Annotated in this window: 20 protein-coding genes; 10 read left to right on the top strand and 10 right to left on the bottom strand. The window is 72.6% G+C overall.

Annotation, left to right across the window (positions count from 1 at the left end):
* The first annotated feature begins 174 nt into the window (after positions 1–174).
* The 3 genes from AB0P24_RS13100 to AB0P24_RS13090 all read left to right on the top strand — a co-directional run bounded on the left by AB0P24_RS13100 (position 175) and on the right by AB0P24_RS13090 (position 6,089).
* Positions 175–2,649, top strand: a complete 2,475-nt coding sequence (locus AB0P24_RS13100) for a SpoIIE family protein phosphatase (protein WP_365793224.1) — start codon at positions 175–177, stop codon at positions 2,647–2,649.
* 238 nt (positions 2,650–2,887) lie between these two features.
* Positions 2,888–4,402 carry a hypothetical protein gene (locus AB0P24_RS13095; protein ID WP_365793222.1) on the top strand — a complete coding sequence of 505 codons (1,515 nt, stop codon included), beginning with the start codon at positions 2,888–2,890 and terminating at the stop codon, positions 4,400–4,402.
* 43 nt (positions 4,403–4,445) lie between these two features.
* Positions 4,446–6,089, top strand: a complete 1,644-nt coding sequence (locus AB0P24_RS13090) for a serine/threonine-protein kinase (RefSeq protein WP_365793220.1) — start codon at positions 4,446–4,448, stop codon at positions 6,087–6,089.
* A 102-nt stretch (positions 6,090–6,191) separates the two neighbouring features.
* On the opposite strand, the gene AB0P24_RS13085 is transcribed toward AB0P24_RS13090, so the two are convergent.
* Together AB0P24_RS13085 and AB0P24_RS13080 are read right to left on the bottom strand one after the other, a co-directional pair.
* A complete protein-coding gene (locus AB0P24_RS13085) occupies positions 6,192–7,136 on the bottom strand; it encodes a D-2-hydroxyacid dehydrogenase family protein (protein WP_365793218.1) in 945 nt (314 codons plus the stop codon).
* Positions 7,137–7,197: 61 nt separating this feature from the next.
* Positions 7,198–7,443 carry a hypothetical protein gene (locus tag AB0P24_RS13080; protein WP_365793216.1) on the bottom strand — a complete coding sequence of 82 codons (246 nt, stop codon included), beginning with the start codon at positions 7,441–7,443 and terminating at the stop codon, positions 7,198–7,200.
* Between the two features lie 93 nt (positions 7,444–7,536).
* Here AB0P24_RS13080 and AB0P24_RS13075 point away from each other — a divergent pair, with 93 nt between their 5' ends.
* Positions 7,537–8,778, top strand: coding sequence for a ThuA domain-containing protein (locus tag AB0P24_RS13075; RefSeq protein WP_365793214.1), 1,242 nt, complete (start codon positions 7,537–7,539; stop codon positions 8,776–8,778).
* 48 nt (positions 8,779–8,826) lie between these two features.
* On the opposite strand, the gene AB0P24_RS13070 is transcribed toward AB0P24_RS13075, so the two are convergent.
* Positions 8,827–9,303 carry a DUF1801 domain-containing protein gene (locus tag AB0P24_RS13070; RefSeq protein WP_365793212.1) on the bottom strand — a complete coding sequence of 159 codons (477 nt, stop codon included), beginning with the start codon at positions 9,301–9,303 and terminating at the stop codon, positions 8,827–8,829.
* Between the two features lie 382 nt (positions 9,304–9,685).
* Here AB0P24_RS13070 and AB0P24_RS13065 point away from each other — a divergent pair, with 382 nt between their 5' ends.
* The gene (locus AB0P24_RS13065) at positions 9,686–11,293 is read left to right on the top strand and encodes an MFS transporter (protein WP_365793210.1); all 1,608 of its coding nucleotides are present in this window, start codon (positions 9,686–9,688) and stop codon (positions 11,291–11,293) included.
* Positions 11,294–11,354: 61 nt separating this feature from the next.
* Here AB0P24_RS13065 and gap read toward each other — a convergent pair whose 3' ends face one another.
* The 3 genes from gap to AB0P24_RS13050 form a co-directional block, all read right to left on the bottom strand.
* Positions 11,355–12,350, bottom strand: a complete 996-nt coding sequence (gene gap / locus AB0P24_RS13060; protein WP_365793208.1) for a type I glyceraldehyde-3-phosphate dehydrogenase — start codon at positions 12,348–12,350, stop codon at positions 11,355–11,357.
* 129 nt (positions 12,351–12,479) lie between these two features.
* Entirely contained in the window at positions 12,480–13,436 is a 957-nt protein-coding gene (locus tag AB0P24_RS13055; protein ID WP_365793206.1) for a helix-turn-helix domain-containing protein, read from the bottom strand.
* A 61-nt stretch (positions 13,437–13,497) separates the two neighbouring features.
* Entirely contained in the window at positions 13,498–13,869 is a 372-nt protein-coding gene (locus AB0P24_RS13050; protein WP_365793204.1) for a low affinity iron permease family protein, read from the bottom strand.
* 168 nt (positions 13,870–14,037) lie between these two features.
* On the opposite strand from AB0P24_RS13050, the gene AB0P24_RS13045 reads away from it, so the two are divergent.
* Complete coding sequence (locus AB0P24_RS13045) at positions 14,038–15,606, top strand: FAD-dependent monooxygenase (protein ID WP_365793202.1); 1,569 nt, start codon at positions 14,038–14,040, stop codon at positions 15,604–15,606.
* Here AB0P24_RS13045 and AB0P24_RS13040 read toward each other — a convergent pair.
* Complete coding sequence (locus tag AB0P24_RS13040; RefSeq protein WP_365793419.1) at positions 15,572–16,564, bottom strand: LacI family DNA-binding transcriptional regulator; 993 nt, start codon at positions 16,562–16,564, stop codon at positions 15,572–15,574. The two genes, AB0P24_RS13045 and AB0P24_RS13040, sit on opposite strands and share 35 nt — an antisense overlap.
* Before the next feature lie 358 nt (positions 16,565–16,922).
* On the opposite strand from AB0P24_RS13040, the gene AB0P24_RS13035 reads away from it, so the two are divergent.
* Positions 16,923–17,987 (top strand): cellulase family glycosylhydrolase, encoded by a 1,065-nt coding sequence (locus AB0P24_RS13035; protein WP_365793200.1) that lies wholly within the window; start codon positions 16,923–16,925, stop codon positions 17,985–17,987.
* A 205-nt stretch (positions 17,988–18,192) separates the two neighbouring features.
* Here the strand turns inward: AB0P24_RS13035 and AB0P24_RS13030 are convergent, their stop codons facing one another.
* The 3 genes from AB0P24_RS13030 to paaI are packed head-to-tail and all read right to left on the bottom strand — an operon-like array spanning position 18,193 to position 20,495.
* Positions 18,193–18,678 carry a GNAT family N-acetyltransferase gene (locus AB0P24_RS13030; protein ID WP_365793198.1) on the bottom strand — a complete coding sequence of 162 codons (486 nt, stop codon included), beginning with the start codon at positions 18,676–18,678 and terminating at the stop codon, positions 18,193–18,195.
* Between the two features lie 42 nt (positions 18,679–18,720).
* The gene (gene paaK, locus AB0P24_RS13025; protein ID WP_365793196.1) at positions 18,721–20,067 is read right to left on the bottom strand and encodes a phenylacetate--CoA ligase PaaK; all 1,347 of its coding nucleotides are present in this window, start codon (positions 20,065–20,067) and stop codon (positions 18,721–18,723) included.
* Entirely contained in the window at positions 20,064–20,495 is a 432-nt protein-coding gene (gene paaI, locus AB0P24_RS13020; RefSeq protein ID WP_365793194.1) for a hydroxyphenylacetyl-CoA thioesterase PaaI, read from the bottom strand. The genes paaK and paaI overlap by 4 nt, the downstream gene beginning before the upstream one ends.
* A 219-nt stretch (positions 20,496–20,714) precedes the next feature.
* Between paaI and AB0P24_RS13015 the strand changes: the two genes are divergently transcribed.
* From AB0P24_RS13015 to AB0P24_RS13005, 3 genes are read left to right on the top strand one after another with little or no spacing between them, the layout of a single operon-like run.
* Complete coding sequence (locus AB0P24_RS13015) at positions 20,715–21,935, top strand: thiolase family protein (RefSeq protein WP_365793192.1); 1,221 nt, start codon at positions 20,715–20,717, stop codon at positions 21,933–21,935.
* The gene (locus tag AB0P24_RS13010) at positions 21,932–22,765 is read left to right on the top strand and encodes an enoyl-CoA hydratase/isomerase family protein (RefSeq protein ID WP_365793190.1); all 834 of its coding nucleotides are present in this window, start codon (positions 21,932–21,934) and stop codon (positions 22,763–22,765) included. Before AB0P24_RS13015 ends, AB0P24_RS13010 begins: the two co-directional genes overlap by 4 nt.
* Positions 22,762–23,613: a 3-hydroxyacyl-CoA dehydrogenase family protein gene (locus AB0P24_RS13005; protein ID WP_365793188.1), complete on the top strand. Its 852-nt coding sequence runs from the start codon at positions 22,762–22,764 to the stop codon at positions 23,611–23,613. The genes AB0P24_RS13010 and AB0P24_RS13005 overlap by 4 nt, the downstream gene beginning before the upstream one ends.
* Positions 23,614–23,722 lie beyond the last annotated feature (109 nt).

Genomic DNA, 23,722 nt, shown 5'->3' with positions numbered 1-23,722 from the left:
TGCCGCAGCCCTTCCATGCTGCCTCCGGCCCCCGGCTCGCCCCAACTCCAGCCGGGTACCCAGGCCGGCGCCCCGCCTCACGCACCGCGGCCGACCACCCGTCCCGGGCGAGCGCCGGGCCGTGCGGATCGGACGGACAAGCAGGAACATGGGGGTACATACAGGATGTAGCCAATGGATTCTCCGCGAGAAGACTTCGACGTGCCGACCACCGTGGGGCCGCACGACCTCCTGGACGCCTCCAGCGACGCCGTGGCGGTGCTGTCAGCCACGGGCGACGTGATCGGCTGGACCCGTGGCGCCCAGGCCCTGCTCGGCCATCCGGCCGCCGTGGTGCTGGGCCGCCCCGCCGCGCGGCTGCTCGCCATGCGCGTCGACCCGGCCCGGGCCGCCGGGGTCGCCGAGCGCTGCCGCTCCGGCATGGGCTGGAGCGGCCTGGTTCCCATACGGCACCAGGACGGCCGCAGTGTCGTCGTCGACCTGCGGGTCTCCGCCTCCTTCAGCATCGGCGGCGAGGAGTGCTTCCTGCTCTCGGCGCGGCAGCAGCGCCCGCAGTGGACGGTGGGCCAGTCCGTCCTCGACGGGTTCCTCACCCGGTCACCGATCGGCATGGCCGTGCTGGACCCGGAGCTGCGGTACGTCTGGATCAACGACACCCTGGAGCAGTTCGGCGGGGTCCCGCGCGAGCAGCGCCTGGGCCGCCGGCTGAGCGAACTGCTGCCCGGCCTGCACGCGAACACCATCGAGACCCTGATGCGCAAGGTGCTGGCGACCCAGGAGCCGGTCACCGACTACGAGTACCTCGGCTGGAGCTGGTCCGATCCGCACCGCCAGCGCGCCTACTCGACGTCGTTCTTCCCGCTCGTCGACGCCGACGACTCCGTGACCGGCGTCTGCTACATGGTCTCCGACGTCACCGAACGCTGGAACGCCCGGCAGCTGCTGTCGCTGGTCAACGAGGCCGGCACCCGCATCGGCACCACCCTGGACGTGCTGCGTACCGCCCAGGAACTCGCCGACTTCGCCGTCCCCAGGTTCGCCGACTTCGTCGTCGTCGACCTCCTGGAGCCCGTCCTCAGCACCGAGGGGCACGGCACCTGGCTGACCGACGCGGGGCCGGCGCCCGCCCGGCCGGTGATGCGGCGCGCCGCGCTGAAGACCGTCCGCGAGGGCGGCCCCGAGGCCGTGGCGCGGGTCGGCGACCAGGTCGACTTCCTGCCCCCGACGCACGGCGTCGACCTGCTCATCAAAGGGGAGCCGGTCCTCATCCCCGAACTCGCCCCGGAGGACCACCTGTGGATCACCGCACAGCCCACGCGGACCGCCCGCATCCGGGAGTTCGGGCTGCACACCCTGATCTCGGTCCCGATGCGGGCGCGCAACACCGTCCTGGGGCTGACCACGTTCGCCCGCTCGCTCAACCCGCTCTCCTTCGAGCCCGATGACGTCCTCCTCGCCCAGGAACTGGTCGCCCGCGCCGCCGTCTGCGTCGACAACGCCCGCCGCTACACGAGGGAGCACACGGCGGCCGTCACCCTCCAGCGCAGCCTGCTGCCCCAGGCCCTGACCGGCGGCACGGCGCTGGACGTGGCCTCCTCCTACCGGCCGGCGGACGCGGCGGACGGTGTCGGCGGCGACTGGTTCGACGTGATCCCGCTGTCCGGCGCCCGGGTCGCTCTCGTCGTCGGCGACGTGGTCGGCCACGGCCTCGCCGCGGCGGCGAGCATGGGCCGGCTGCGCACCGCCGTGCAGACCCTCGCGGACATGGACATGCCCCCCGATGAACTCCTCGCCCACCTCGACGACCTCGTGCTGCGGCTGGCGGAGGAGGAGAACACGGGCGCGGTGGGGGAGGGGAGCACGGACACGTTCGTCGGGGCGACCTGCCTGTACGCCGTCTACGACCCGGTGACCCGGCGGTGCGCGATGGCCCGGGCCGGACACCCGCCTCCGGTCGTCGTGTCACCCGACGGGCACGTCCACTTCCCCGAGATCCCGGCCGGACCGCCACTCGGGCTCGGCGGCATGGCCTTCGAGGCCACCGAGATCGAACTCGCCGAGGGCAGCCTGTTCGGTCTCTACACGGACGGCCTCATCGAAGGCTGCGACCAGGACGTCGAGCTGGGCATGGCCCGCCTCCGCTCCGCTCTGACCGGCTCCGGTCCCGGCGCCGACCTCGACACGCTGTGCACGGCGGCCGTGCAGCAGCTGGTCGCCGTTCCCCAGCCCGACGACATCGCCCTGCTGCTGGCCCGCACCCACGCCCTGGGCGCCGGCCACGTCGTCTCCTGGGACGTGCCCGTCGCCCCGGCCGCCGTCGCCGAGGTCCGGGCCGAGGCGGTCCGCCAGGTGGTCGCGTGGGGCTACGACGAGCTGGCGACGACCACCGAACTCATCGTCAGCGAACTGGTCACCAACGCCATCCGCTACGCCGAACCGCCCATCCGGCTGAGGCTGTTGCGCGACGCCCGGCTGACCTGCGAGGTCGCCGACGCCAGCAGCACCGCACCCCGGTTGCGGCACGCCCGCAGCACCGACGAGGGCGGCCGCGGCCTCTTCCTGGTGGCCCAGCTCGCCCACCGCTGGGGCGCCCGCTACACCGGAGAGGGCAAGATCATCTGGGCTGAGCAGGAGATCCCCGGAGTGTGACCGGGGCCGCCCGGACGCCCTCGCGCCCTGTCGAATTCGCACGTATGGCCGTACGCTGTCAATTCATAGGAATTCGGCAGCAATTGGGGGAGCCGCCATGTCCGGGGACGCGTACGGTCCGCATCAGGAACCGCCGAACCAGGGACCGCAGAACCACGGCGTCCCGAACCAGGGCTTCCCCGGACCCGGATTCCCGAATCCCGGACCCTACGTGAATCCGGGCCCCTACGTGCCGCCCATGCCGTCGAGTCCGCCAGCCGCCCCGCCGGACCCCCTGCGCGCCACCGCCGTCGCCCTGCTCAACCTGAGCGGCCTCGGCCTCGGCTATCTGCTCCTGCGAAGACGCGTCCCGGCGGCCGCGTGTCTGGCGGCCACCGTCGTCCTGCTGCTCGTGGCCCTGCCCGCGGACGCCGACGGCGTCCCCGCGGCCGCGCTCGTGCTGTACGCCGTCTTCCTCCTGCTGGCCGCCGTCCACGGCTGGTTCGCCGGCCTGCGCACCCGCCTGGTGTGGCCGCAGCGGCCCGTCGCGCTCGTGCTGGGCGTCGTCCTGCTCGCCGTCCCGGTGGGCGGCACGCTCTGGTACGACAGCGCGCGGAAGGAAGCCGTCGAACGCGCCCTCCTCGACCGTCTCGACCACGCCGACCGACAGGTCGGCGCGGCCGGCCGGCAGGACTTCGCCACCGCCGAGTCCGGCTACCGGGACGCCCTGGCCGTCTACCGCGACCTCGCCGTCCACCACGCCGGCTCACGCGCCGCCGCCCAGGTTCCCGACCGCCTGAAGACCTACTACGCGACGGTCGCGGAGGCCTACAGCCACCGCGACTACTGCTCGGCCGTCGCACCGCTCGAATACCTGCGGACGGTGCCCGACTCCATGCCCAAGGACCAGCTCGGCACGCTCACCCACTGGCCCGACGACCGGCTGGCCACCTCGCTGTACGAGTGCGGGGCGGACGGCCTCGCCACCGGCGACACCGGCTGGGTCACCCGGTTCGGAGACCTGCTGAGCACCTTCCCCGACTCCGGCCAGGCCGCCAAGGTGGTACCCGCCGTGGACGCGGCCGAGAAGAAGGCCGCACAGGCCGTCTCCGGCAGCGACCCCTGCACCGCCGTCGAGCGGTTGCACACGCTGAACACCCAGATCACCCAGCTCTCGAACGGGACGGCCGCCGAGGCCGACGGCCTGACCGCGGTCGCCGGCCGCGCGGGCCGCAGCGGTGACGCCGGGGAGTACGAGTGCGGCGTCAAGCAGTACCGGGACGGTGACTTCGAGCAGGCACAGCAGACCATGCAGCAGTTCGTCACCGACAACCCGCACCACAGGAACGCCGGCCGGGCCCGGAAGATAGCCATCGGCGCCGAGGTCGCCCAGACCCTTCCGGCCGCCGGCAAGAAGCTGCCCACCACCGGCTCCGGCGGCGGCATCTCCGTGACCGTCAAGAACGACAGCCCCGACGACATCACCGTCCTGTACACGGGCCCGGTCACCGGCAGCTTCACCCTGAAGGCGTGCGGCAGTTGCAAGGCGTACTCGTTCGCCAGCTCGCTCATCAGCGGCTGGGAGCCGTGCAGCGACAGCGGCAAGAACTACCCGCAGCGCACCATCAGCCTGCCGCCCGGCACCACGTACTTCGTGCACAAGCCGAAGCACGACAGCACCGCGGCCCCGGGCTCCGACACCGCCAAACTGCGCTACGGCTACGTCTACACGGAGTGCGCTTACACGACGCAGACCCTGGGGTCCGCCTACTGAGCGAGGTGTGAGCCTGTCGGCGGGGCCAACTAAGCTCCCGCGCATGAACGACGAGGGCAGGGACGACCCCGCCAGACGGGTGGTCGACGGGCGGTTCGAGCTGGTGGCACGGCTCGGTGGCGGCGGCATGGGCATGGTGTGGCGGGCCACCGACCTGGTGCTGCGGCGCAGCGTCGCCGTGAAGGAGGTACGGCCGGCCGACCCCGGGCTCGCCGAGTGGGACCCCGAGGCCGCGCGGCTGCTGCGGGAACGGGTGCTGCGGGAGGCCCGCGCCCTGGCCCGGGTCGATCACCCGAACGTGGTGACGATCCATCACATCGTCGACGGCGGCCCGGGGACCTACCCGTGGATCGTCATGGAGCTGGTGACCGGCGGCTCGCTCGCCGACCGCCTCGCCGCCGGCCCGATGAACCCGGTCGAGGCCGCGCGCATCGGCCGCGAGGTGCTGGCGGCGCTCCGTGCCGCCCACGAGGCGGGCATCGAACACCGTGACGTGAAGCCGGCCAACGTCCTGCTGCGCCCCGACGGCCGCCCCGTGCTCACCGACTTCGGCATCGCCGCCGTCCGTGAGGCCACCGCCCTGACCGCCACCGGTTCGGTCATCGGCACCCCCGACTTCATGGCGCCGGAACGCGTCTCAGGCAAGGACGGCGGGCCGGCCGCGGACCTGTGGTCGCTCGCGATGATGCTGTACGTCGCCGTCGAAGGCCACCACCCGCTGCGCCGGGGCACGACTCTCGCCACGCTCGCCGCGGTCCTCGCCGAGGACGTCCCGCCACCGGTCCAGGCCGGGCCCCTGACGGACGTCCTCACCCGTGTCCTCGTCCGCGACCCGGAGGCCCGCCCGGACGCCGCCGCACTGGAACGGATGCTGGCCCGGGCCGCCCGGCAGACCGAGTCCCCCACGTCCTTCCCGCTGCAACCCCCGACCGCGCCACCGCAGGACACGTCACCGCAGGGCGCCCTGCCGTGGGACGCGCGGCCGCAGGGCGTCTCGCCGCAGGCCACGGCGCCCATGACCGCCGGGGCCGCCCGGCGCCGCCGCCGGACGCTGCTCCTCCTGCCCACGGCCGCGGTGGCCGTCGCCGGCGTGCTCGCGTGGACGCTGCTGCCGCGCACGGGCGACCACACCTCCGGGGCCACGGACTCCGGCACCGCGCGCACCACGACATCGCCCTCGGCCGGGAGCGGGAGTACCGCCTCACCCACGGCCGCGCGGCAGGCCGCCACCACGGACCTGCTGACCCCGCAGGGCATCCGCACCGCCGTCGCGGCCTTCGAGAAGCAGACCGGCCGGGACCGCTTCGGCAAGCTCGTGGTCTACCCGGGCTACGTCATCGCCTGGCTGATGGTGAAGGGCAGCGACACCGCCTACGACATGTACACCTACCGCGCCGGGCAGGGCGTGCAGAAGGACATCATCTCGGGCACCCTGCCCGGCGACGGGACGCCGGTCCGCCTCGACGGGTTCGCCTGGGACAAGGTCCCCGCCCTGCTGGCCCAGGCCCGCAGACAGCTCAAGGTGCCCGACCCGAACACCCGCTATCTGGTCGTGGACCTGCCGGGCAACGCCTTCGGCGACCCCGCGGGGATGTCCGTCTACCTCAGCAACAAGTACAGCCAGACCGGATACCTCCAGACGGACAAGGCAGGCAAGGTCGTCAAGGTGATGCCGTACGACGGCTGAGCGCGCGCCGCCGCTGCCGCGCCGGGTCTCCGGCGCCTCCTCGGCCACCAGGGTGTACTCGACGGAGGCCCGGCCGACGGCGCGGCGGAAGCAGCGGACGGTTCACCCTGTGAGGGTCCGCACCGGTGTTCCGGCCCGCCATGCCGCGATGTCCTCGACCGCGTCCCGGTAGAACACCTCGTACAGATCCCGGCTGACATAGCCGATATGGGGGGTCACCACGGCGTTCGGCAGGGACCGCAGCGGGTGGTCGGAGGGCAGGGGCTCGTGATCGAAGACGTCCAGCGCGGCCGAGGCGATGGTGCCCTCGGTCAATGCCCTGATCAGCGCCGCCTCCTCCACCACGGGCCCGCGTGAGGTGTTCACCAGGATCGCCGTCGGCTTCATCAGGCCCAGCTCGCGGGCGCCGACGACGCCCCGGGTGCGCTTGCTGAGCACGACGTGGATGCTGAGCACGTCGGAGCGCTCGAACAGTTCGTCCCGTGCCACATAGGTCACCCCCTTCGCCTGCGCGTCCGCGGGCGTCAGGTGCTGGCTCCAGGCGATGCACCGCATGCCGAAAGCGCGGCCGATCTCCGCCACCGCGGTCCCCAGCCTGCCGAGGCCCAGCACCCCCAGCGTGGCACCCCGCAGACTTGTCCCCAGGCCCTCCTGCCAGCCGCCCCGGCGCACCGAGGCCACCTGCTGCGGGATCAGCCGCGCCGCGGAAAGGATGAGCCCCCAGGTGAGTTCGGCCGTGGGATGCGACGCATACCCGGTACCGCAGACCGTGATCCCCAGCCGGCGCGCGGCGTCCAGGTCGATGGCCGCGTTGACCGGCCCGGTGGTGACCAGCAGCCTCAGGCGCGGCAGCTTCTCCAGAGTCGACGCCGGGAACCGAGTCCGCTCGCGCATGGCCACGACCACCTCGTAGTCGGCGAGCGCGGCCACCACATCTCCCTCGTTGCCGAAGGCATCCGAGAAGGCCCGCACGTCGGCACCGAGCGAATCCCAGTCCGCGAGACCCAGTGCCACACCCTGATAGTCGTCCAGGATCGCGATCCGCATCCGCATTCCTCTCGCTCTGTGCTCCGGTCTCCAGGGTGGCACCTGAGCCGTTCCGGAGGCGTCAGGTGCGGTACGCGGTCCGCCCGCGAGGCCTCGCGAACCCGGCCGCCGGACCGCGGCGCCCGCACGCACCCGAGTCCCCCGCCGTCGACCGGTCCTGGGCCCGGAGGAGCCGTACGGCACCGAGGTGGCCGGGGAAACCGGCGACGGCCCGGTCGGCGTCGTCGGCCCGGCGCGCGAACTCGTCCTCCTTTCCCGCGGCGACCACCCGGGTCACCACGGCGGCGGCCACCCGCCGCACCCGCACTTGGTCTGCACCATTGACATGTACGCGCGGTGGGGCCTTCAATGCGGCTCAACCACATATGTATCCGACGGCCACGTATGAGGAAGGCCACCCATGACCCCCCACCCGCACCTCTCCTGGCCCCGCACCCTGTTGAGACTCTTCGCCCTGGTCGCGATCGTGCTCGGCATCCAGGCCGGCCCCGCGCACGACGCCCGCGCCGCCACCCCCGTGAACGTGATCGCCTTCTACGACGGCACGTACGACGCGGCACACATCAGCTTCGACCACGAGGCCAACTCCTGGTTCCCGCAGGCCGGCGCGGCGAACGGGTTCACCTACACCGCGACCACGGACTGGAGCCGGCTCAACGCCTCGACCCTGGCCGGCTACCAGGTCGTCATGTTCCTCGACGACTACCCCCACACCGCCTCCCAGCAGGCCGCCTTCCAGACCTACATGGCGAACGGCGGCGGCTTCATCGGCTTCCACGTCTCGGCGTACAACGACGACACCGGCGACTGGCCCTGGTACCACAACACGTTCCTCGGGACCGGCACCTTCAGGAGCAACTCCTGGGGACCGACCTCGGAGACCCTGCAGATCGACGACCCGAGCCACCCGGCGACCGCGAACCTGCCGGCCACCATCACGTCCTCGGTGAGCGAGTGGTACAGCTGGCAGAACGACCTGCGGCAGAACCCGGCCATCGACATCCTCGCCTCGATGGCCCCGTCCACCTTCCCGGTCGGCACCGACCCCAACCAGACCTGGTACAGCGGCTACTACCCGATCGTCTGGTCCAACCGCGACTACAAGATGGTCTACAACAACTTCGGCCACAACGCGATGGACTACTCGACCAACACCACCCTCTCCTCCACGTTCGCGAGCGCCGAGCAGAACCAGCTCCTGCTCCAGGAGATCAAGTGGGCGGCCGGACAGTCCGGTCCGGTGACCCCGCCGACGAGCGCCACCGGTCCGATCCACGGGTACGGCGGCAAGTGCGTGGACGTCGCGGGCGCCGCCACCGACAACGGCACCGCCGTACAGCTCTACGACTGCAACGGCACCAGCGCCCAGAACTGGACGGTCGGCGGTTCCGGAACCCTCAGCGCCCTCGGCAAGTGCATGGACGTGACCGGGGCCGGCACCGCCGACGGCACCAAGGTGCAGCTGTACGACTGCAACGGCACCGCTTCACAGGTCTGGCAGGCGGGCTCGAACGGCTCCCTGGTCAATCCGCAGTCGGGCAAGTGCCTCGACGCCACCGGCCCCAGCTCGGCCAACGGAACCCGGCTGCAGATCTGGTCCTGCTCGGGAGCCGCCAACCAGAACTGGACCCTCCCGTCCTGAACCGCGGGCGGGCCTGCCGTCGAGCACCACACGGCATGCCCGCCCGGGTCAGTTCGCCGCCCTCTTCACGAGTTCCGCGATCCTCGCCTCGGCGGCCGGGGTCAGGGCGGTCAGAGCGAAGGCCGTCGGCCACATGACGTCCTCGTCGAGGTCCGCCTGGTCGCTGAAGCCGAGTGTGGCGTAGCGCGACCTGAACTTCTCGGCGCTCTGGAAGTGGCAGACGACCTTGCCGTTCCTGGCGTACGCGGGCATCCCGTACCAGAGCTTCGGCGCCAGGTCCGGGGCGGTCGACGTGACGATGGCGTGGATCCGCTCGGCGAGGACCCGATCCGCCTCCGGCATCTCGGCGATCTTCGCCAGCACCTCGCTCACCGCCTCCGCCGCCTTGTCCGCGCGCGAACCGCGGCGAGCCGCCGCCTTCAGTTCCCGCGCGCGCTCCTTCATCGCGCCGCGCTCCTCCTCCGTGAACCCGTCGTACTTCTCCTCGGCGGCGGCACCGGTGGCGGAGGTCTGTGTGCGCTTCATGTCGGGATTCCTCTCCGGCGGAACGTGATGAGGACTCCATGCTAGAAATCCGCGGCACCCGGGGGCTTCTCCGAAACTGACCGGTCAGGCGTCAGCGGCGTTCACCTTAGGTTGCAGGTCCAAGGGCATCTCCGCAGGCCGCACGTAGGTATACGGTCCGAAGCGCTTGCCCCGACAGAAGTGGCTCACGTCAACGGGGATTCGGGCCGAACCCGCCGCGCAGGCGTCGCGCGGACGGCGGCCGGGACCTACACGACGTGGCTCCCGCTGTCGGCCCGGCGGCAGAGCCGCGGTGAACCGGTCGATCGGGAGTCGACAGGCCACCCAGCGCCGCCCCCGTACGTCGCCCTGTCACTCCACTGCTCCGAGGTGCCCTGTGGCCATGCCTTCTCCTGCCTCGTCCCCGTCGTCCGCGCCGCCCGACACCGGCACCCGGCACATCACGGCCACCATCGTGCTGGCCTGCCTCGGGGTGTTCGTCTCGTACCTGCCGGTCGTGGGCGTCTCGGTCGCGCTGCCCGTCATGCAACAGGCACTCGACGCCTCCACCGAGGGCCTGCAGTGGATCACCGACGCCTTCATCCTGCCGACCGCGGCGCTGCTGCTGACCTGCGGCATGGTGGGTGACCTGTACGGCCGCAAGAAGACGTATCTCGCCGGGCTCGCGCTGTTCAGTCTCGGCTGCCTGGTCTGCCTGACCGCGGGCAGCGTCGTCCAGGTCTGTGCGGGCCAGGCGCTCACCGGCATCGGCACCGCCGCGCTGCTTCCGTCCACGCTCGCCCTGATCGGCCACGTCATCCCGGACCCCCGCAAACGCCGTCACGCGATAGCCCTCTGGACGGCGGCCCTCGGCCTCGGACTGACCCTCGGCCCGGTGGTCAACGGCGTGATCGTGGCCCACACCAGCTGGCGCTGGATCTTCCTGCCCTCGCTCGTCCTCGCCGTGGTCACGGCCGTGATCGGCGCCGTCGTCCTCACCGACTCCCGCGCGGAGCGCGAGCGTCACCTCGACATCCCGGGCCAGCTGCTCGCCATCGTCGCCATCACCGGCCTGGTCTACGGCGTCATCGAGGGCGGCAGCGCCGGCTGGTCCTCCGCCCAGGTCGTGATCGCCTTCGTGGCCGCCGCGCTCGGCGCGGTCGGTTTCGTCCTCGTGGAACTGCGCTCCGCCTGCCCGATGCTGGACATGCGCCTGTTCAAGTCGTCCGTGTTCTCCGGAGCGGCGCTCGTCATGGCCGTCACCCTGTTCGCCCAGGTCGGCCTGGTCTTCGCGCTGAGCGAGTACTTCGGGCTCGTCCACCACGCCTCGACGCTGGACATCGGCATCCGTCTCATCGCCATCAACGGTTTCACGGTGGTGCTCGGCCCGCTGGTCGGGAAGCTGATGAACCGGGTCACGCCCGGCCTGCTCCTGGTCACCGGGCTGGTGGTCGGCGGCATCGGCGCGCTGCTCATGAACGCCTTCCAGGCCGGCACCGGCACCGGCGAGGCCGCCCTGGTCATCGGCGTCCTCGGCATCGGCATCGCGCTCGCCATGGCACCGATCACCACCATCGCCATGGACGCCCTGCCGCACCGGCTCGGGGGCACCGCCGCCGCGGCCAACAGCGCGCTCCGCCAGATCGGCAGCGCCCTCGGCCCCGCCGTCTTCGGTGTCATCCTCACCCACCGCACCCTGGCCACCCTGCCCGGCCACCTCGCCTCGTCCGGGCTGAACCCCGCAGACCAGGGCCAGGTGAGCGGCCTGGTGTCCCACGTCGGCATCCAGGCGGGCGCCTTCCTGCAGCTGAAGACCCCGGCGAGCACCGGACAGGCCCAGGCTGCCTACGGCGCGAGCTTCACCGACGCCCTGCACACCTGTGCCCTCGTCGGCGGCGTCGGGATGCTGGTGGCCGCGGTGATCGCGGTGGTGCTCATCGGGATCCGCCCGGCGCGCGCCCCGCAGGCGGCGCCGGAGGCGGCGGTGCACCCGGCCGGCGCCGCCGGCTGAGGCACAGCGCGAAGAAGCCGGCCACCGCCCGGTGGCCGGCCCCTTCGTCTTTCGGTACCCGTCAGCGCGCGAGCAGTTCGAGCGTGTCGATCACCCGGTTCGAGAAGCCCCACTCGTTGTCGTACCAGGCGACCACCTTGACGTGGCGACCGTCGACGCGGGTGAGGGCCGAGTCGAAGATCGACGAGGCCGGGTTGCCCGTGATGTCCGACGACACCAGCGGGTCGTCCGAGTACTCGAGGACGCCCGCGAGCGGCCCCTCGGCCGCCGCGCGGTACGCGGCCAGCACCTCGTCGCGCGTGACGTCCCGCGACACGGTCGTGTTGAGCTCGACGATCGAGCCCACCGGCACCGGTACCCGGATCGAGTCGCCCGACAGCTTGCCGTCGAGGTTCGGCAGCACCAGACCGATCGCCTTGGCGGCGCCGGTCGTGGTCGGCACGATGTTGACCCCCGCGGCACGGGCGCGCCGGGGGTCGCGGTGCGGGCCGTCCTGGAGGTTCTGCTCCTGGGTGTACGCGTGCACGGTCGTCATGAACCCGTGCTCGATTCCGGCGAGTTCGTCCAGCACCGCGGCCAGCGGGGCGAGCGCGTTGGTGGTGCACGAGGCGTTGGAGACGATCGTGTGCAGCTCCGCGTCGTACGCGTCGGTGTTCACGCCGTACGCCAGCGTCACGTCGGCCCCGTCCGACGGCGCGCTGACCAGCACCTTCCGCGCGCCCGCGTCGAGGTGGGCGCGGGCGGCCTTCGCCGAGGTGAAGCGGCCGGTCGACTCCAGCACGATGTCCACGCCGAGGTCGGCCCACGGCAGCTGCGCCGGCTCGCGCTCCGCGAGGACCTTGATACGGCGGCCGTCGACGACGAGGACGTCCCCGTCGACGCTCACCGGGCGCCCGAGACGGCCGGCCGTCGAGTCGAAGGCGAGCAGCCGCGCGAGGGCTGTCGGCTCCGTGAGGTCGTTGACGGCGACGATCTCCAGGGTGCTGTCCCGCTCCAGCAGGGCCCGCAGCACATTGCGTCCGATGCGGCCGAATCCGTTGACGGCGATACGAGTCATAAGTGGTGTCCCTTCGCTACACCACCAGGTTCGCGGCCCGCGCCCAGCCGGGACAGCGGCGAGATCGCCATGGTTCAAAAGGATCCCGCCATCCGGCCGTCCCGCCGTCCGGCCGGCGCCCCGGCAGTCCTACTCGCCCTTGGTGAAGGTGCGCCGGTAGTCGCTCGGCGTCGTGCCGAGAATCCGCTGGAAGTGCAGCCGCAGGTTGGCCCCGGTGCCGAGGCCGACGTCGTCGGCGATCTGCTCGACGCTCCGCTCCGACCGTTCGAGGAGCTCCCGGGCCAGGTCGACACGGGCCCGCATCACCCACTGCATCGGCGTGTACCCGGTGTCCTCCGCGAACCGCCGCGAGAAGGTACGCGCCGACACCCCGGCGTGCCCGGCGAGCGCGTCGAGGGTGAGCGGCTCGCCGAGCCGGTGCAGCGCCCACTCCCGGGTCGCGGCGAACCGCTCACCGAGCGGCTCGGGCACACTGCGCGGCACGTACTGCGCCTGGCCGCCGCTGCGGTAGGGGGCCGCCACCAGCCGCCGGGCCGCGTGGTTGGAGGCGGCCACGCCGAGGTCGCCGCGCAGGATGTGCAGGCACAGGTCGATCCCCGAGGCCGCACCGGCCGACGTCAGCACGCTCCCCTCGTCGACGAACAGCACGTTCTCGTCGACCTTGACCAGCGGATGTTTCTCGGCGAGGGCCCGCGTGTAGTGCCAGTGCGTGGTGGCCCGCCGGCCGTCGAGCAGGCCCGTCGCGGCGAGCGCGAAGGCCCCCGTCGAGATGGCGGCCAGCCGCGCGCCCCGCCGGTGCGCGCCGAGCAGCGCGTCGACGACCGCCTGCGGCGGGTCGTCCCGGTCCGGGAACCGGTACCCCGGCACGAACACGATCTCCGCCCACTCCAGCGCGTCCAGGCCGTCGGCGACGTGGTACGACAGCCCGTCCCCGCCGGTGACCAGACCGGGCGCCGCGCCGCACACCCGTACCTCGTACGGCATGCTCGCCCGGGTCGTGAACACCTGCGCCGGGATACCGACGTCGAGGGGCTTGGCTCCCTCCAGCACGAGGACGGCGACGCGATGCAGGTGGACGGCAGACACATCGACCAGGGTACGAGGACCCGGTCCGGGCCCGGCGGCCCGCCCGCCGGCGTCGCCGGGATCAGAGCTCCTCCTCCATCCGGATCGCCTTGCGCAGTTCCTCGGCCGCTTCCTCCGAGTGCTCGCCGTCGCGCTGGTCGAGCAGCGCCGCGGCGATGCTGTCGAGCTTGCGCTGGATGGCGTGTTCCGCCCGGCGCTCGGAGTTCTTCAGCAGGGCGAGCAGCAGCAGGTTCACGGAGGTCATGACGTCGCCGACGAGCAGCTGCCAGGTCAGTCCGAGGCCCGAGAGGTGCACGGCGACGAAGGCGGCGACCAGGGTGACGCAGAAGCACATGAACGCAATCGAGCTGGTCATGTTCGAGGCAGCCTCGGCCAGCCGCTCGAACCAGCCGCGCCCGTCACGGGAGCGCTCGGCAGGATGCGTCAGGGACATGGAAGAACTCCCACGCGCGCGCGGTGCCCTTCACCACGGTCCCGGCCCGGGTACCCCGTACCGTCCCCCGTCATCCCCGGCCCTGCCACCTCCGGGGGCGGAGATCCGTTCGGGTGGACACCCGCGGGCCGGGACGCCGGCCGGGCGCCCGGGCACGATCATGGAGCCATGTCTGGAGCGGATGCGGAGGTACCGGTGCTGATCGTCGGCGGCGGGCCGGTCGGGCTCACCGCGCGGGCGCTGCTGGGCCGCTGGGGTGTGCCGGCCCTGCTGGTCGACAGGCGCCGGGAGCTCTCCCCGTTTCCCCGCTCCCGCCTGGTCAACGTGCGGTCCATGGAGATCTTCCGGCAGCTCGGGATCGCCGAGAAGATCACGGCGGACGCCTTCGCACCCGAGTACGGCCGGGTGCGCTTCCGCGACACCCTGCACGACCCCGACTTCGCCGGCGCCGTCATGGTCGGGGTGCGCGCCCCGGTCCCCGAGAGCCCGGTCGTCGGCGTGGTCACCTCGCAGGACCGGCTGGAGCCCACCCTGCTCGCCGCCCCCGGGGGAGAGGTGCGGTTCGGGACCGGACTCGTCGGCCTGGAAGCGGACGCGGACGGGGTCCTCGCCGTACTCGTCGACGGCGAGCGCGGCGCGCGGAGCCGGGTCCGGGCCCGGTACGTGGTCGCCGCCGACGGCGCGAACTCCACGGTCAGGAAGCTGCTGGGCATCGCCACCGCCGGGCCGGGAACGCTCGGCGACTACACCACCGTCGTCTTCGACGCCGACCTGGCTCGCTGGTGCGCACACCAGCCCGCCGGGGTCTACTTCACGGCGTTCGGCACCTTCGCGCCGCTCTATCCGGAGGGCGGCTGGGCCTGGTTCGGCCCCAGCCCCGAGGGCACCGGGCAGGCCGACTGGTCCGGCCGCGTCTCGCACGCGCTCGGCTCCGGTGCCGGCGTCCGGGCCGACGTGGTGCGGGTCCAGCACTGGCCGATGACCGCGTACGTCGCCGAGAGCTTCCGGCGGGGCCGGATCCTGCTGGCCGGGGACGCCGCGCACGCGGTCCCGCCGATCGGCGGCCTGGGCATGAACGCCGGCGTCGCGGACGCGCACAACCTGTCCTGGAAACTGGCCGGCGTGCTCCAAGGCTGGGCCGGGACCGCACTGTTGGACACGTACGAAACCGAGCGGCAGCCGGTCGCCCGCGAGACCCTCCGCCAGGCGGTCGCCAACACCCGGCTCCTGCGCCAGGTGCAGAACCTGCGCCGGGAACAACTCCGCGGCGGCTCGGCGGCACCGGTCGAACTGCCCTGGTCGCAACGGTACTTCGCACAGCTCGGCCTGGTGCTCGGTACGGCCTACGACTCCGCCGCCGTCCTCGGCGACGACGACCCGCCCGAGGCCTCCGGCACCGAGTACGTGCCCACCGCGCGGCCGGGCCACCGCATGCCCCATCACTGGCTCACCCCCGGCCGCTCCACACTCGACACGCTCGGCGAGTGGTTCACCCTGCTCACCCCGGACCCCGGCCGCTGGCTGCGCCACGCCACCGGGCCCTGGCCGCTGCGCGTCGAACCGCTGCCCGGGGAACACGCCGGCCGGTACGGCCTGAGCCCGCACGGCGGCGCCCTTCTCGTCCGCCCCGACGGCCACATCGCCGCCCGCTGGGACGGCCTTCCGCTGGCCGGCTCGGCCCTGCGCGACGCCCTGAGCGCCGTCACGTCGTGCGCGGCGGGGCGGTGCTGTCCCTGATCACCAGGCGGGCCGGGACGAGGTCGGTGCCGGGGCGGGAGTCGTCGCCGGTGCGGATCTGGCGCAGGACGCCCTCCACACAGCGGCGGCCGACCTCGGCGAAGTCCTGGTGGACGGTGGTCAGGGGCGGGATGAAGAAGGCCGCGTCGGGAGTGTCGTCGAAGCCGACCACGCTGACGTCGGCCGGGACGGACCGGCCCCGCTCGTGGAAGGCGCGCAGCAGCCCCAGGGCCATCTGGTCGTTGGACGCGAACACGGCCGTACAGTCCGGCTCTTCGGCGAGCGCGAGCCCGGCCGCGTAACCGGACTCGGCCGACCAGTCGCCGCGGAAGGGGGCGGGAGCCGGACATCCCGCCTCCTCCAGCACCGCCCGCCAGGCCTGGGCGCGGCGCTGGGCCGCGTACGAGGACTCGGGGCCCGCCACATGCCACACCGTCCGATGGCCCAGCTCCAGCAGATGCCGGACGGCCCTGCGCGCGCCGTCGGCCTGGTCGGTGTCGACCACGCCGTAGCGGTCCCCGGCGTCCGAGTCCACGACCACCACGTGGACACCGGGGGGCAGTTGCACGGTGGCGGTGTCGAGCAGATGGATCTCCATGATGACGATGACGGCGTCCACCGCCAGCTCGCCCATCCGCGTGAAGGCGCCCAGCACGTTGTCCTGCGTGGCCACGTCGATGGGGATGAGGGTGATCGCGTAGCCCTCGGCGGCGGCATGCGTGGCGATCGCCTCCACGGTGCGGCTGCTGCCCGTGGACGACAGGCTGAACAGGATCACCCCGATGGTGTTGAACCGGCCGTAACGCAGCGCGCGGGCCGCGCTGTTGGGCCGGTAGCCGAGCTCGCGCATCGCGGCCAGCACCTGCTCCCGGGTGGCAGCGATCACCCCGGCATGCCCGTTGGACACCCGCGAGACCGTCTGCGAGGAGACACCGGCGAGTTCGGCGACGTCCGCCATGGAGACCCGCTGCTTGCGGCGCCCGCCCGGCACCCCGGAACCGCGCCGCCCCGCACCGCCCGCGGCCGGTGCGGCCGGCTGCTCCGGCTCGTTCAGGACCATCGCCCCACCCCTCAAGTCTCCTTCATACACAGGAAGTCGGGACCGGGAATCTTGACGGCCGCAGGAGCGGGTGCCACGATTCCGACGCTTTCGAGTTTACGTAAACATCGCCATGTGACCAGCCCGGACGGAGATCCCGTCCACACGTCGCGCAGCGGATGTTCACGTGAACACGTCCGCCTGATGTTTACGTGAACACGCATCCTGGGATCCGATCCCCCCGCGCCGAGCCGCCGTCTTTCGAAAGGGCACGTCGATGCGCAAGACCCCCGCCAGAACCCGTATCACCCCCCGCACCCGCGCCGCCCTCGCGGCGGTCGCGGTCGCCGCGGTCGGCGCCACCACCCTCATCGGCGGCCCCGCGGCCGCCTCCGCCGCCGCGCCCGGCCACGGCACCAGCCAGTTCAAGGGCGTCAACTGGGCCGACCCGCGCGACAACTACGCCGACGACCCCGTGGTCCTGTCCGGCCTGTCGCTCTCCGACAGCTACGCCCGGACCTACGCCAAGGCGACCCGCGTGATCGCGGCCTTCCGCGCCAACCTCGGGGCCAACACCGTACGGCTGCCCATCAACCCGTACACGGTCAACGGCTCGTACTGGAAGTCGTACCGCGGGGTCATCGACGCGGCCTCGGCGCAGGGCTTCAAGGTGATCGTCTCCTACTGGGAGGGCACCGGCGCCGACAAGGACGGCTTCATCGACGACGAGGCCACCTACTGGCCCATGTGGGACACCGTGGTGAAGGCCTACCGGCACGACCCCCACGTCTACTTCGAGCCGATGAACGAGCCGCACGGCTACACCGACGCCGAATGGGCCGACCTGGCGGCGAAGTGGCTGGCGGCCTACCCGTCCGTCCCGCACGACCGCGTCTTCGTCAGCGGCGCCGGCTACAACGACCACGTCACCACCGTCTGCGCCGACCCGCGCCTGAAGGGCACCTACCTCTCCCTGCACCACTACGGCTTCTGGAAGAGCTACGCCACCTACGACCAGTGGGTGGCCGACCTCAAGGAGCGGCTCGGCGACTGTGCCGACCGCACGGTCGCCGACGAGTTCGGCGCTCCGATGACCACGGGCCTCGACTACGACAAGCCCGCTCCCGACGACAACTCCGTCAACTTCATCCAGGCCGACACCGACACGTTCCGCAAGCTCGGCATGGGCTCGGTGTACTGGCCGGGCCTGCGCACCGACGACACCTACTCGATCCAGAAGCTGATCGGCGACGCGTCCCGCCCCTGGCTGGCCACCACCAACCAGTCCGGCGCCGACCGCCTGGCCTGGGCCTGGGGCCGCGGCAGGCCGGTGACCGGCTGACCGACCCGACGGCGGCCGCGGTGCCCACCGGCGCCGCGGCCGCCCCGCCCGGCGCCGTTGCCCCGCATTGAGCCGTGCCCGCCCAGGGCTCTCGGGCCGGGCTGGACCCAGGCACTGCCCGCCGCCCACGACGCCGGGCTCTGCCCGTTGCGGAGCGCTCACCCGGCCCCCTGCGAAGACCGGACCAAGCCGCCCGCACCCCCGATCAGGGCCGCAGACTGCGCAGATACGTCAGCCCCGGCCGGCCCGAGAGCCGGGTCTCACCGGTCACGGTGAATCCGGTCCGGGCCAGGACCGCCCGGGAGGCGGTGTTGTCGAGGGTGGTGGCGGCCCGCAGGGCGGTCAGTCCGTAGGAGTCGACGGCACGCCGGCACACCTCCCGCACGGCCGAGGTGGCCAGCCCCTGTCCCGCGGCCCGCTCGGCGATCCGGTACCCCAGGTCGGCGGCGCCGTCGGCGACGTCCACCAGATTGACCCGCCCCAGCACCGCGCCCGCGGGGTCGACCAGCACATGGAAGTAGCAGATCCCGGCTTCCTGCTCGGCCAGCAGTGCCCGCAGCCGCTCGTCGAACCGGGCGAAGTAGTCGTCGCCGCGATCGGGGATGGTCGCCGCGAAATAGGCGCGGTTCTCCTGCTCGAAGACGAGCAGTGCCGGGGCGTGGTCAAGGCGGAGCGACTGGAGCTCGGGCATGACGACGACAGTAGACACCCCGGCCCGGTGTCCGCCACGGAGTTAGGACTGCCGCAGGTCCTTGACCCGGCGGAGTTTGCCGAGCGAGCGCTCCAGCGTCTCCGGGTCGACGACGGCGACCTCCACGGTGACGCCGACGCCGTCCTTGATGCCCTGGGCGATGGCCTTGGCGGCTGCCTCACGGTCGGCCGGCGCGGCGTCGTGCCGTGCCTCCACGCGGACGGTCATGTGGTCCATCCGTCCGCGCCGGCTGAGCTGGATCTGGAAGTGCGGGGCCACCCCGGGCGTCCGCAGCACGATCTCCTCCACCTGGCTGGGGAAGACGTTGACCCCGCGAAGGATGATCATGTCGTCGCACCGGCCGGTGATCTTCTCGATCCGGCGGAAACCGGGACGCGCCGTACCGGGCAGCAGCCGCGTCAGGTCCCGGGTGCGGTAGCGGATGACGGGCAGCGCCTCCTTCGTGAGCGAGGTGAGGACCAGCTCGCCGCTCTCGCCCCCGGCCAGCACCTCGTCGGTCAGCGGATCCACGACCTCCGGGTAGAAGTGGTCCTCCCAGACGTGCAGGCCGTCCTTGGTCTCCACGCACTCCTGCGCCACCCCGGGGCCGATGACCTCGGACAGCCCGTAGATGTCGACCGCGTGGATGTCCAGGCGCTCCTCGATCTCGCGGCGCATCTCCTCCGTCCACGGCTCCGCGCCGAAGATGCCGACCTTCAGGGAAGTGGAGCGCGGGTCGACGCCCTGGCGCTCGAACTCGTCGAGCAGCGTGAGCATGTAGGAGGGCGTGACCATGATGATCTCGGGCCGGAAGTCCTGGATGATCTGCACCTGACGGGCGGTCATGCCGCCGGAGGCGGGGATCACGGTGCAGCCGGCGCGTTCGGCGCCGTAGTGGGCGCCCAGACCACCGGTGAACAGGCCGTAGCCGTAGGAGACATGGACCTTGTGTCCCGGACGGCCGCCGGCCGCCCGGATGGAACGGGCGACGACGTCCGCCCACATCGACAGGTCGTTCTCGGTGTACCCGACGACGGTGGGGCGGCCGGTGGTGCCGCTGGAGGCGTGCACGCGCCGCACCTCGGACATCGGCACGGCGAACATGCCGAAGGGGTAGGTGTCCCGCAGGTCGGCCTTGGTCGTGAAGGGGAACCGGGCGAGGTCCGCGAGGGTGTGGCAGTCCTCCGGGCGCACACCGGCCGCGTCGAACTTCTCGCGGTACAGCTTCACGTTGTCGTACGCGTGCCGCAACGTCGTGCGCAGCCTGGTGAGCTGGAGCGCCTGGACCTCCTCGCGGGACATCCGCTCGGCCTCGTCCAGCAGTGCCTCGGGAAGCGGCTCTCCCCGGCGGGTGCCCCTGCGGTCGGGCGCGGTCACTTCGCTGCTCATTGCGGCTCCTCATTCTGCGTGCGCAGGGTGCGACTGCGGCCGCGGAACTCCGCGATCACCTCGTCGCCGCGCACGACACTCACGTCGTAGACACCGCTGCGGCCGAACCGGACCCGCTCCCGAGCGGTGGCGACCAGCACGTCGCCCTCGTACGCGGGCGCGACGAAGTCGATGTCGGCGCCGGCGGCGACCGTCACCGGCCCGTGGCTGTTGCAGGCGCAGGCGAACGCGGTGTCGGCGAGCAGGAACACGTGTCCGCCGTGGGCGATGCGGTGTCCGTTGACCTGCGCGGCGGTCACGGTCATCCGCAGTACAGCCGTACCCTCGCCGTGCTCCAGCAACTCGATCCCCAGCCGCCGGGACGCCTCGTCCGCGGCGAACATCGTCTCGACGGGGCCAGGCGCGGTACCGGGTACCTGGGGGGTCATTTCCACCACCTTGTGAACCGACCGAACATTCGGTTAGCGTGCGGCGAGGTCAAGTAATCCAGCAACACACCTGCATGTCAAGAGGTGGACAGCAGGCCGCGGAAGTGCCCGGCGGCCCCTGTCCGGGGCCGCCTGCGCCATCGGCCGCCCGCCGCCCCGCGGCGAGGGCGACCCGCGGCGACGGCGCCCCGTCCACCCCGGAGCCGAGGAGACCGCCTGATGCCCGACGTCTATCTGATCGACGGTGCCCGTACCCCGCAGGGCCGCCACGGCGGCGCCCTGGCCGCCGTACGGCCCGACGACCTCGCCGCCCTCGTCGTGGGCGAGGCCGTCCGGCGCTCCGGCGTCCCGGGCGAAGCCGTGGACGAGGTCGTCCTGGGAGCCGCCAACCAGGCGGGCGAGGACAACCGGGACGTGGCCCGGATGGCGGTGCTGCTCGCCGGACTGCCGCACACCGTGCCCGGCTACACCGTCAACCGGCTCTGTGCCTCGGGCCTGACCGCCGTGGCCTCGGCCGCCCAGACGATCCGCGCCGGTGAGGCGGACCTCGTGGTCGCCGGGGGAGTGGAGTCCATGACCAGGGCGCCCTGGGTGATGGAGAAGCCCGGCACCCCGTGGGCCAAGCCGGGACAGGTGCACGACACCGCCCTGGGCTGGCGGTTCACCAACCCGCGCTTCACCGCCGCCGACCGCGCCGTGCCCGGGGACGCCGGACCCGACGCGGTCAAGGTCACGCTGTCCATGGGCGAGACCGCGGAAGAGGTCGCCGCCCTCGACGGCATCACCCGTGCCGACTCCGACGCCTTCGCGCTGCGCAGCCACCAGCGGGCCGTGGCCGCCCAGGAGGCGGGCCGCTTCGACCGCGAGATCGTGCCCGTACCGGTGCGCGACGGCGCGGTCACCCGGGACGAGGGCCCCCGCCCCTCGACCACCCTGGAGAAGCTGGGCTCCCTGCGCACCGTCTTCCGTGCGGACGGCGTCGTCACGGCGGGCTCCTCCTCACCGCTGTCCGACGGCGCGGCCGCCCTGGTGGTCGCCAGTGCCGACGCGGTCGAGCGCTACGGCCTCACCCCGCGGGCCCGGATCGTCGCCTCGGCCTCCGCCGGCGTGCAGCCCAACCTCATGGGGCTCGGCCCGGTCCCCGCCACCGAGAAGGCCCTGGCCCGCGCGGGCTGGCAGGCCGCCGACCTGGACGCCGTGGAGCTCAACGAGGCGTTCGCCGCCCAGGCGCTCGCGGTGATCCGCCGCCTCAAGCTCGACGAGGCCAAGGTCAACGCCGACGGCGGCGCCATCGCCCTCGGTCATCCGCTCGGCTGCTCCGGCGCCCGCATCCTGCTCACCCTGCTCGGCCGCCTCGAACGTGAGAACGGCCGCCGCGGCCTGGCCACCCTCTGTGTCGGCGTGGGCCAGGGCGTCGCACTCCTCGTGGAGCGGGTGTGAACACGTCGTACGACACCCTCCTGGTCGAGGAGCGCGCCGACCGGGTCGTCGTGACCCTCCACCGGCCCGAGGCCCGCAACGCCATCAGCGGCCGGATGATCAGCGAACTGCACCAGGTCTGCGAGCGGCTGGAGCGTGATCCCAGACTGCTCCTCCTGACCGGACACGGCGGGGTCTTCGCGGGCGGCGCCGACATCGCCGAACTGCTGGAGCGCGGCCGCGACGAGGCGCTCCAGGGCATCAACAGCCGCCTGTTCGACCGCGTCCGGCGGCTGCCCATGCCCACCCTGGCCGCCGTCGAGGGCTGGGCCCTGGGCGGCGGGGCGGAGCTGGCGTACGCCTGCGACCTGCGGATCGCCGGCCCCGGTGCCGTCTTCGGCAATCCCGAGCCCGGCCTCGGCATCCTCGCGGCGGCCGGCGCCTGCTGGCGGCTGCCCGAACTGGTCGGGGAGTCGGTCGCCAAGCAGATCCTGCTCGCCGGCCGCACCCTCGACGCGCCGGCCGCGCTCGCCGCGGGCCTGGTCATCGACGTCGTGCCCGCCCAGGAACTGCTGACGGCGGCCCACGCGCTGCTCGACCGGATGGCACGCTCCTCGGCCACCGCCCTGCGGCTGACGAAACTCGTCGTCGACTCGCCCGGCGCCCACCCCCTCGCCGACGACCTGGCACAGGCCGTGCTCTTCGAGGGGCAGGACAAGAAGGACCGCATGACACGTTTCCTGCAGAGGCGCGCGTCCGAGAGCACGTCGAAGAACGCGTCGACGAACGTATCGAAGACCGCATCGGGGGATGCGTCGAAGAACCCGGAGCAGAAGAGGAGACCCGTATGACGTCGGCACCCAGGACCGTCGTGGTCATCGGCGGCGGCCGCATGGGCGCGGGGATCGCCCAGTCCTTCGCCGCCGCAGGCTCGGCCGTCACCGTCGTGGAGAGCGGGGCGCAGGCCGCCGCCGCGGCGCTGGAGCGGATCGCCGGCAGCCTGCGCCGGGCCGCGGACCGGGGCCGTCTGGCCGAGGCCGCGGATCAGGTGGCCGGCCGGGTGACCGCCGTACCCGCCATGGCGGCGCTGCCCGCGGAGGCCGAGCTGGTCGTGGAGGCCGTGCCCGAGGACGCGGCGCTCAAGGCCCGTCTCCTGAAGGACGCCGAGGACGCGGTGGGCGCCGCCGCGGTCCTGGCCACCAACACCAGCTCCCTGTCGGTGACCGACCTCGCCGCCGTCCTCCGGCGTCCGGACCGCTTCCTCGGGATGCACTTCTTCAACCCGGTGCCCGCCTCCGCGCTCGTCGAGATCGTCGTCGCCCCCGGCACCGCCCCGCACACCGTCGAGGCGGCCCTCCAGTGGACCAGGGCGCTCGGCAAGCAGGACGTCGTCGTCAAGGACTCGCCCGGCTTCGCCAGCAGCCGGCTCGGGCTGGCGCTGGGGCTGGAGGCGATCCGCATGGTCGAGGAGGGCGTCGCCGCGCCCGAGGCCATCGACGACGCCATGCGGCTCGGCTACAAGCACCCCATGGGCCCGCTGCGCCTGACCGACCTGGTGGGGCTCGACGTACGGCTCGCCATCGCCGAGCACCTGCACGAGGCCCTCGGCGACCGCTTCGCACCGCCGCGGCTGCTGCGCGACAAGGTGGCCCGCGGCGAACTCGGGCAGAAGACGGGGCAGGGCTTCTACCCATGGTGACCGTGGCGGGCCGCGGTACGTCGCTTCGGCACCCGCCGGCCGCGCCGCTCACCGCGCTGATCGGCGCAGACCCTTGCCAGACCGGGGAGTGCGCACCTTATGATGAACC

It is taken from the genome of Streptomyces sp. NPDC086519, assembly GCF_040686075.1.
In the GTDB taxonomy this organism is placed as follows: domain Bacteria; phylum Actinomycetota; class Actinomycetes; order Streptomycetales; family Streptomycetaceae; genus Streptomyces; species Streptomyces shenzhenensis.
The sequence above is the reverse complement of the archived record's forward strand: the minus strand, read 5'-3'. Positions and strand labels throughout refer to the sequence as shown.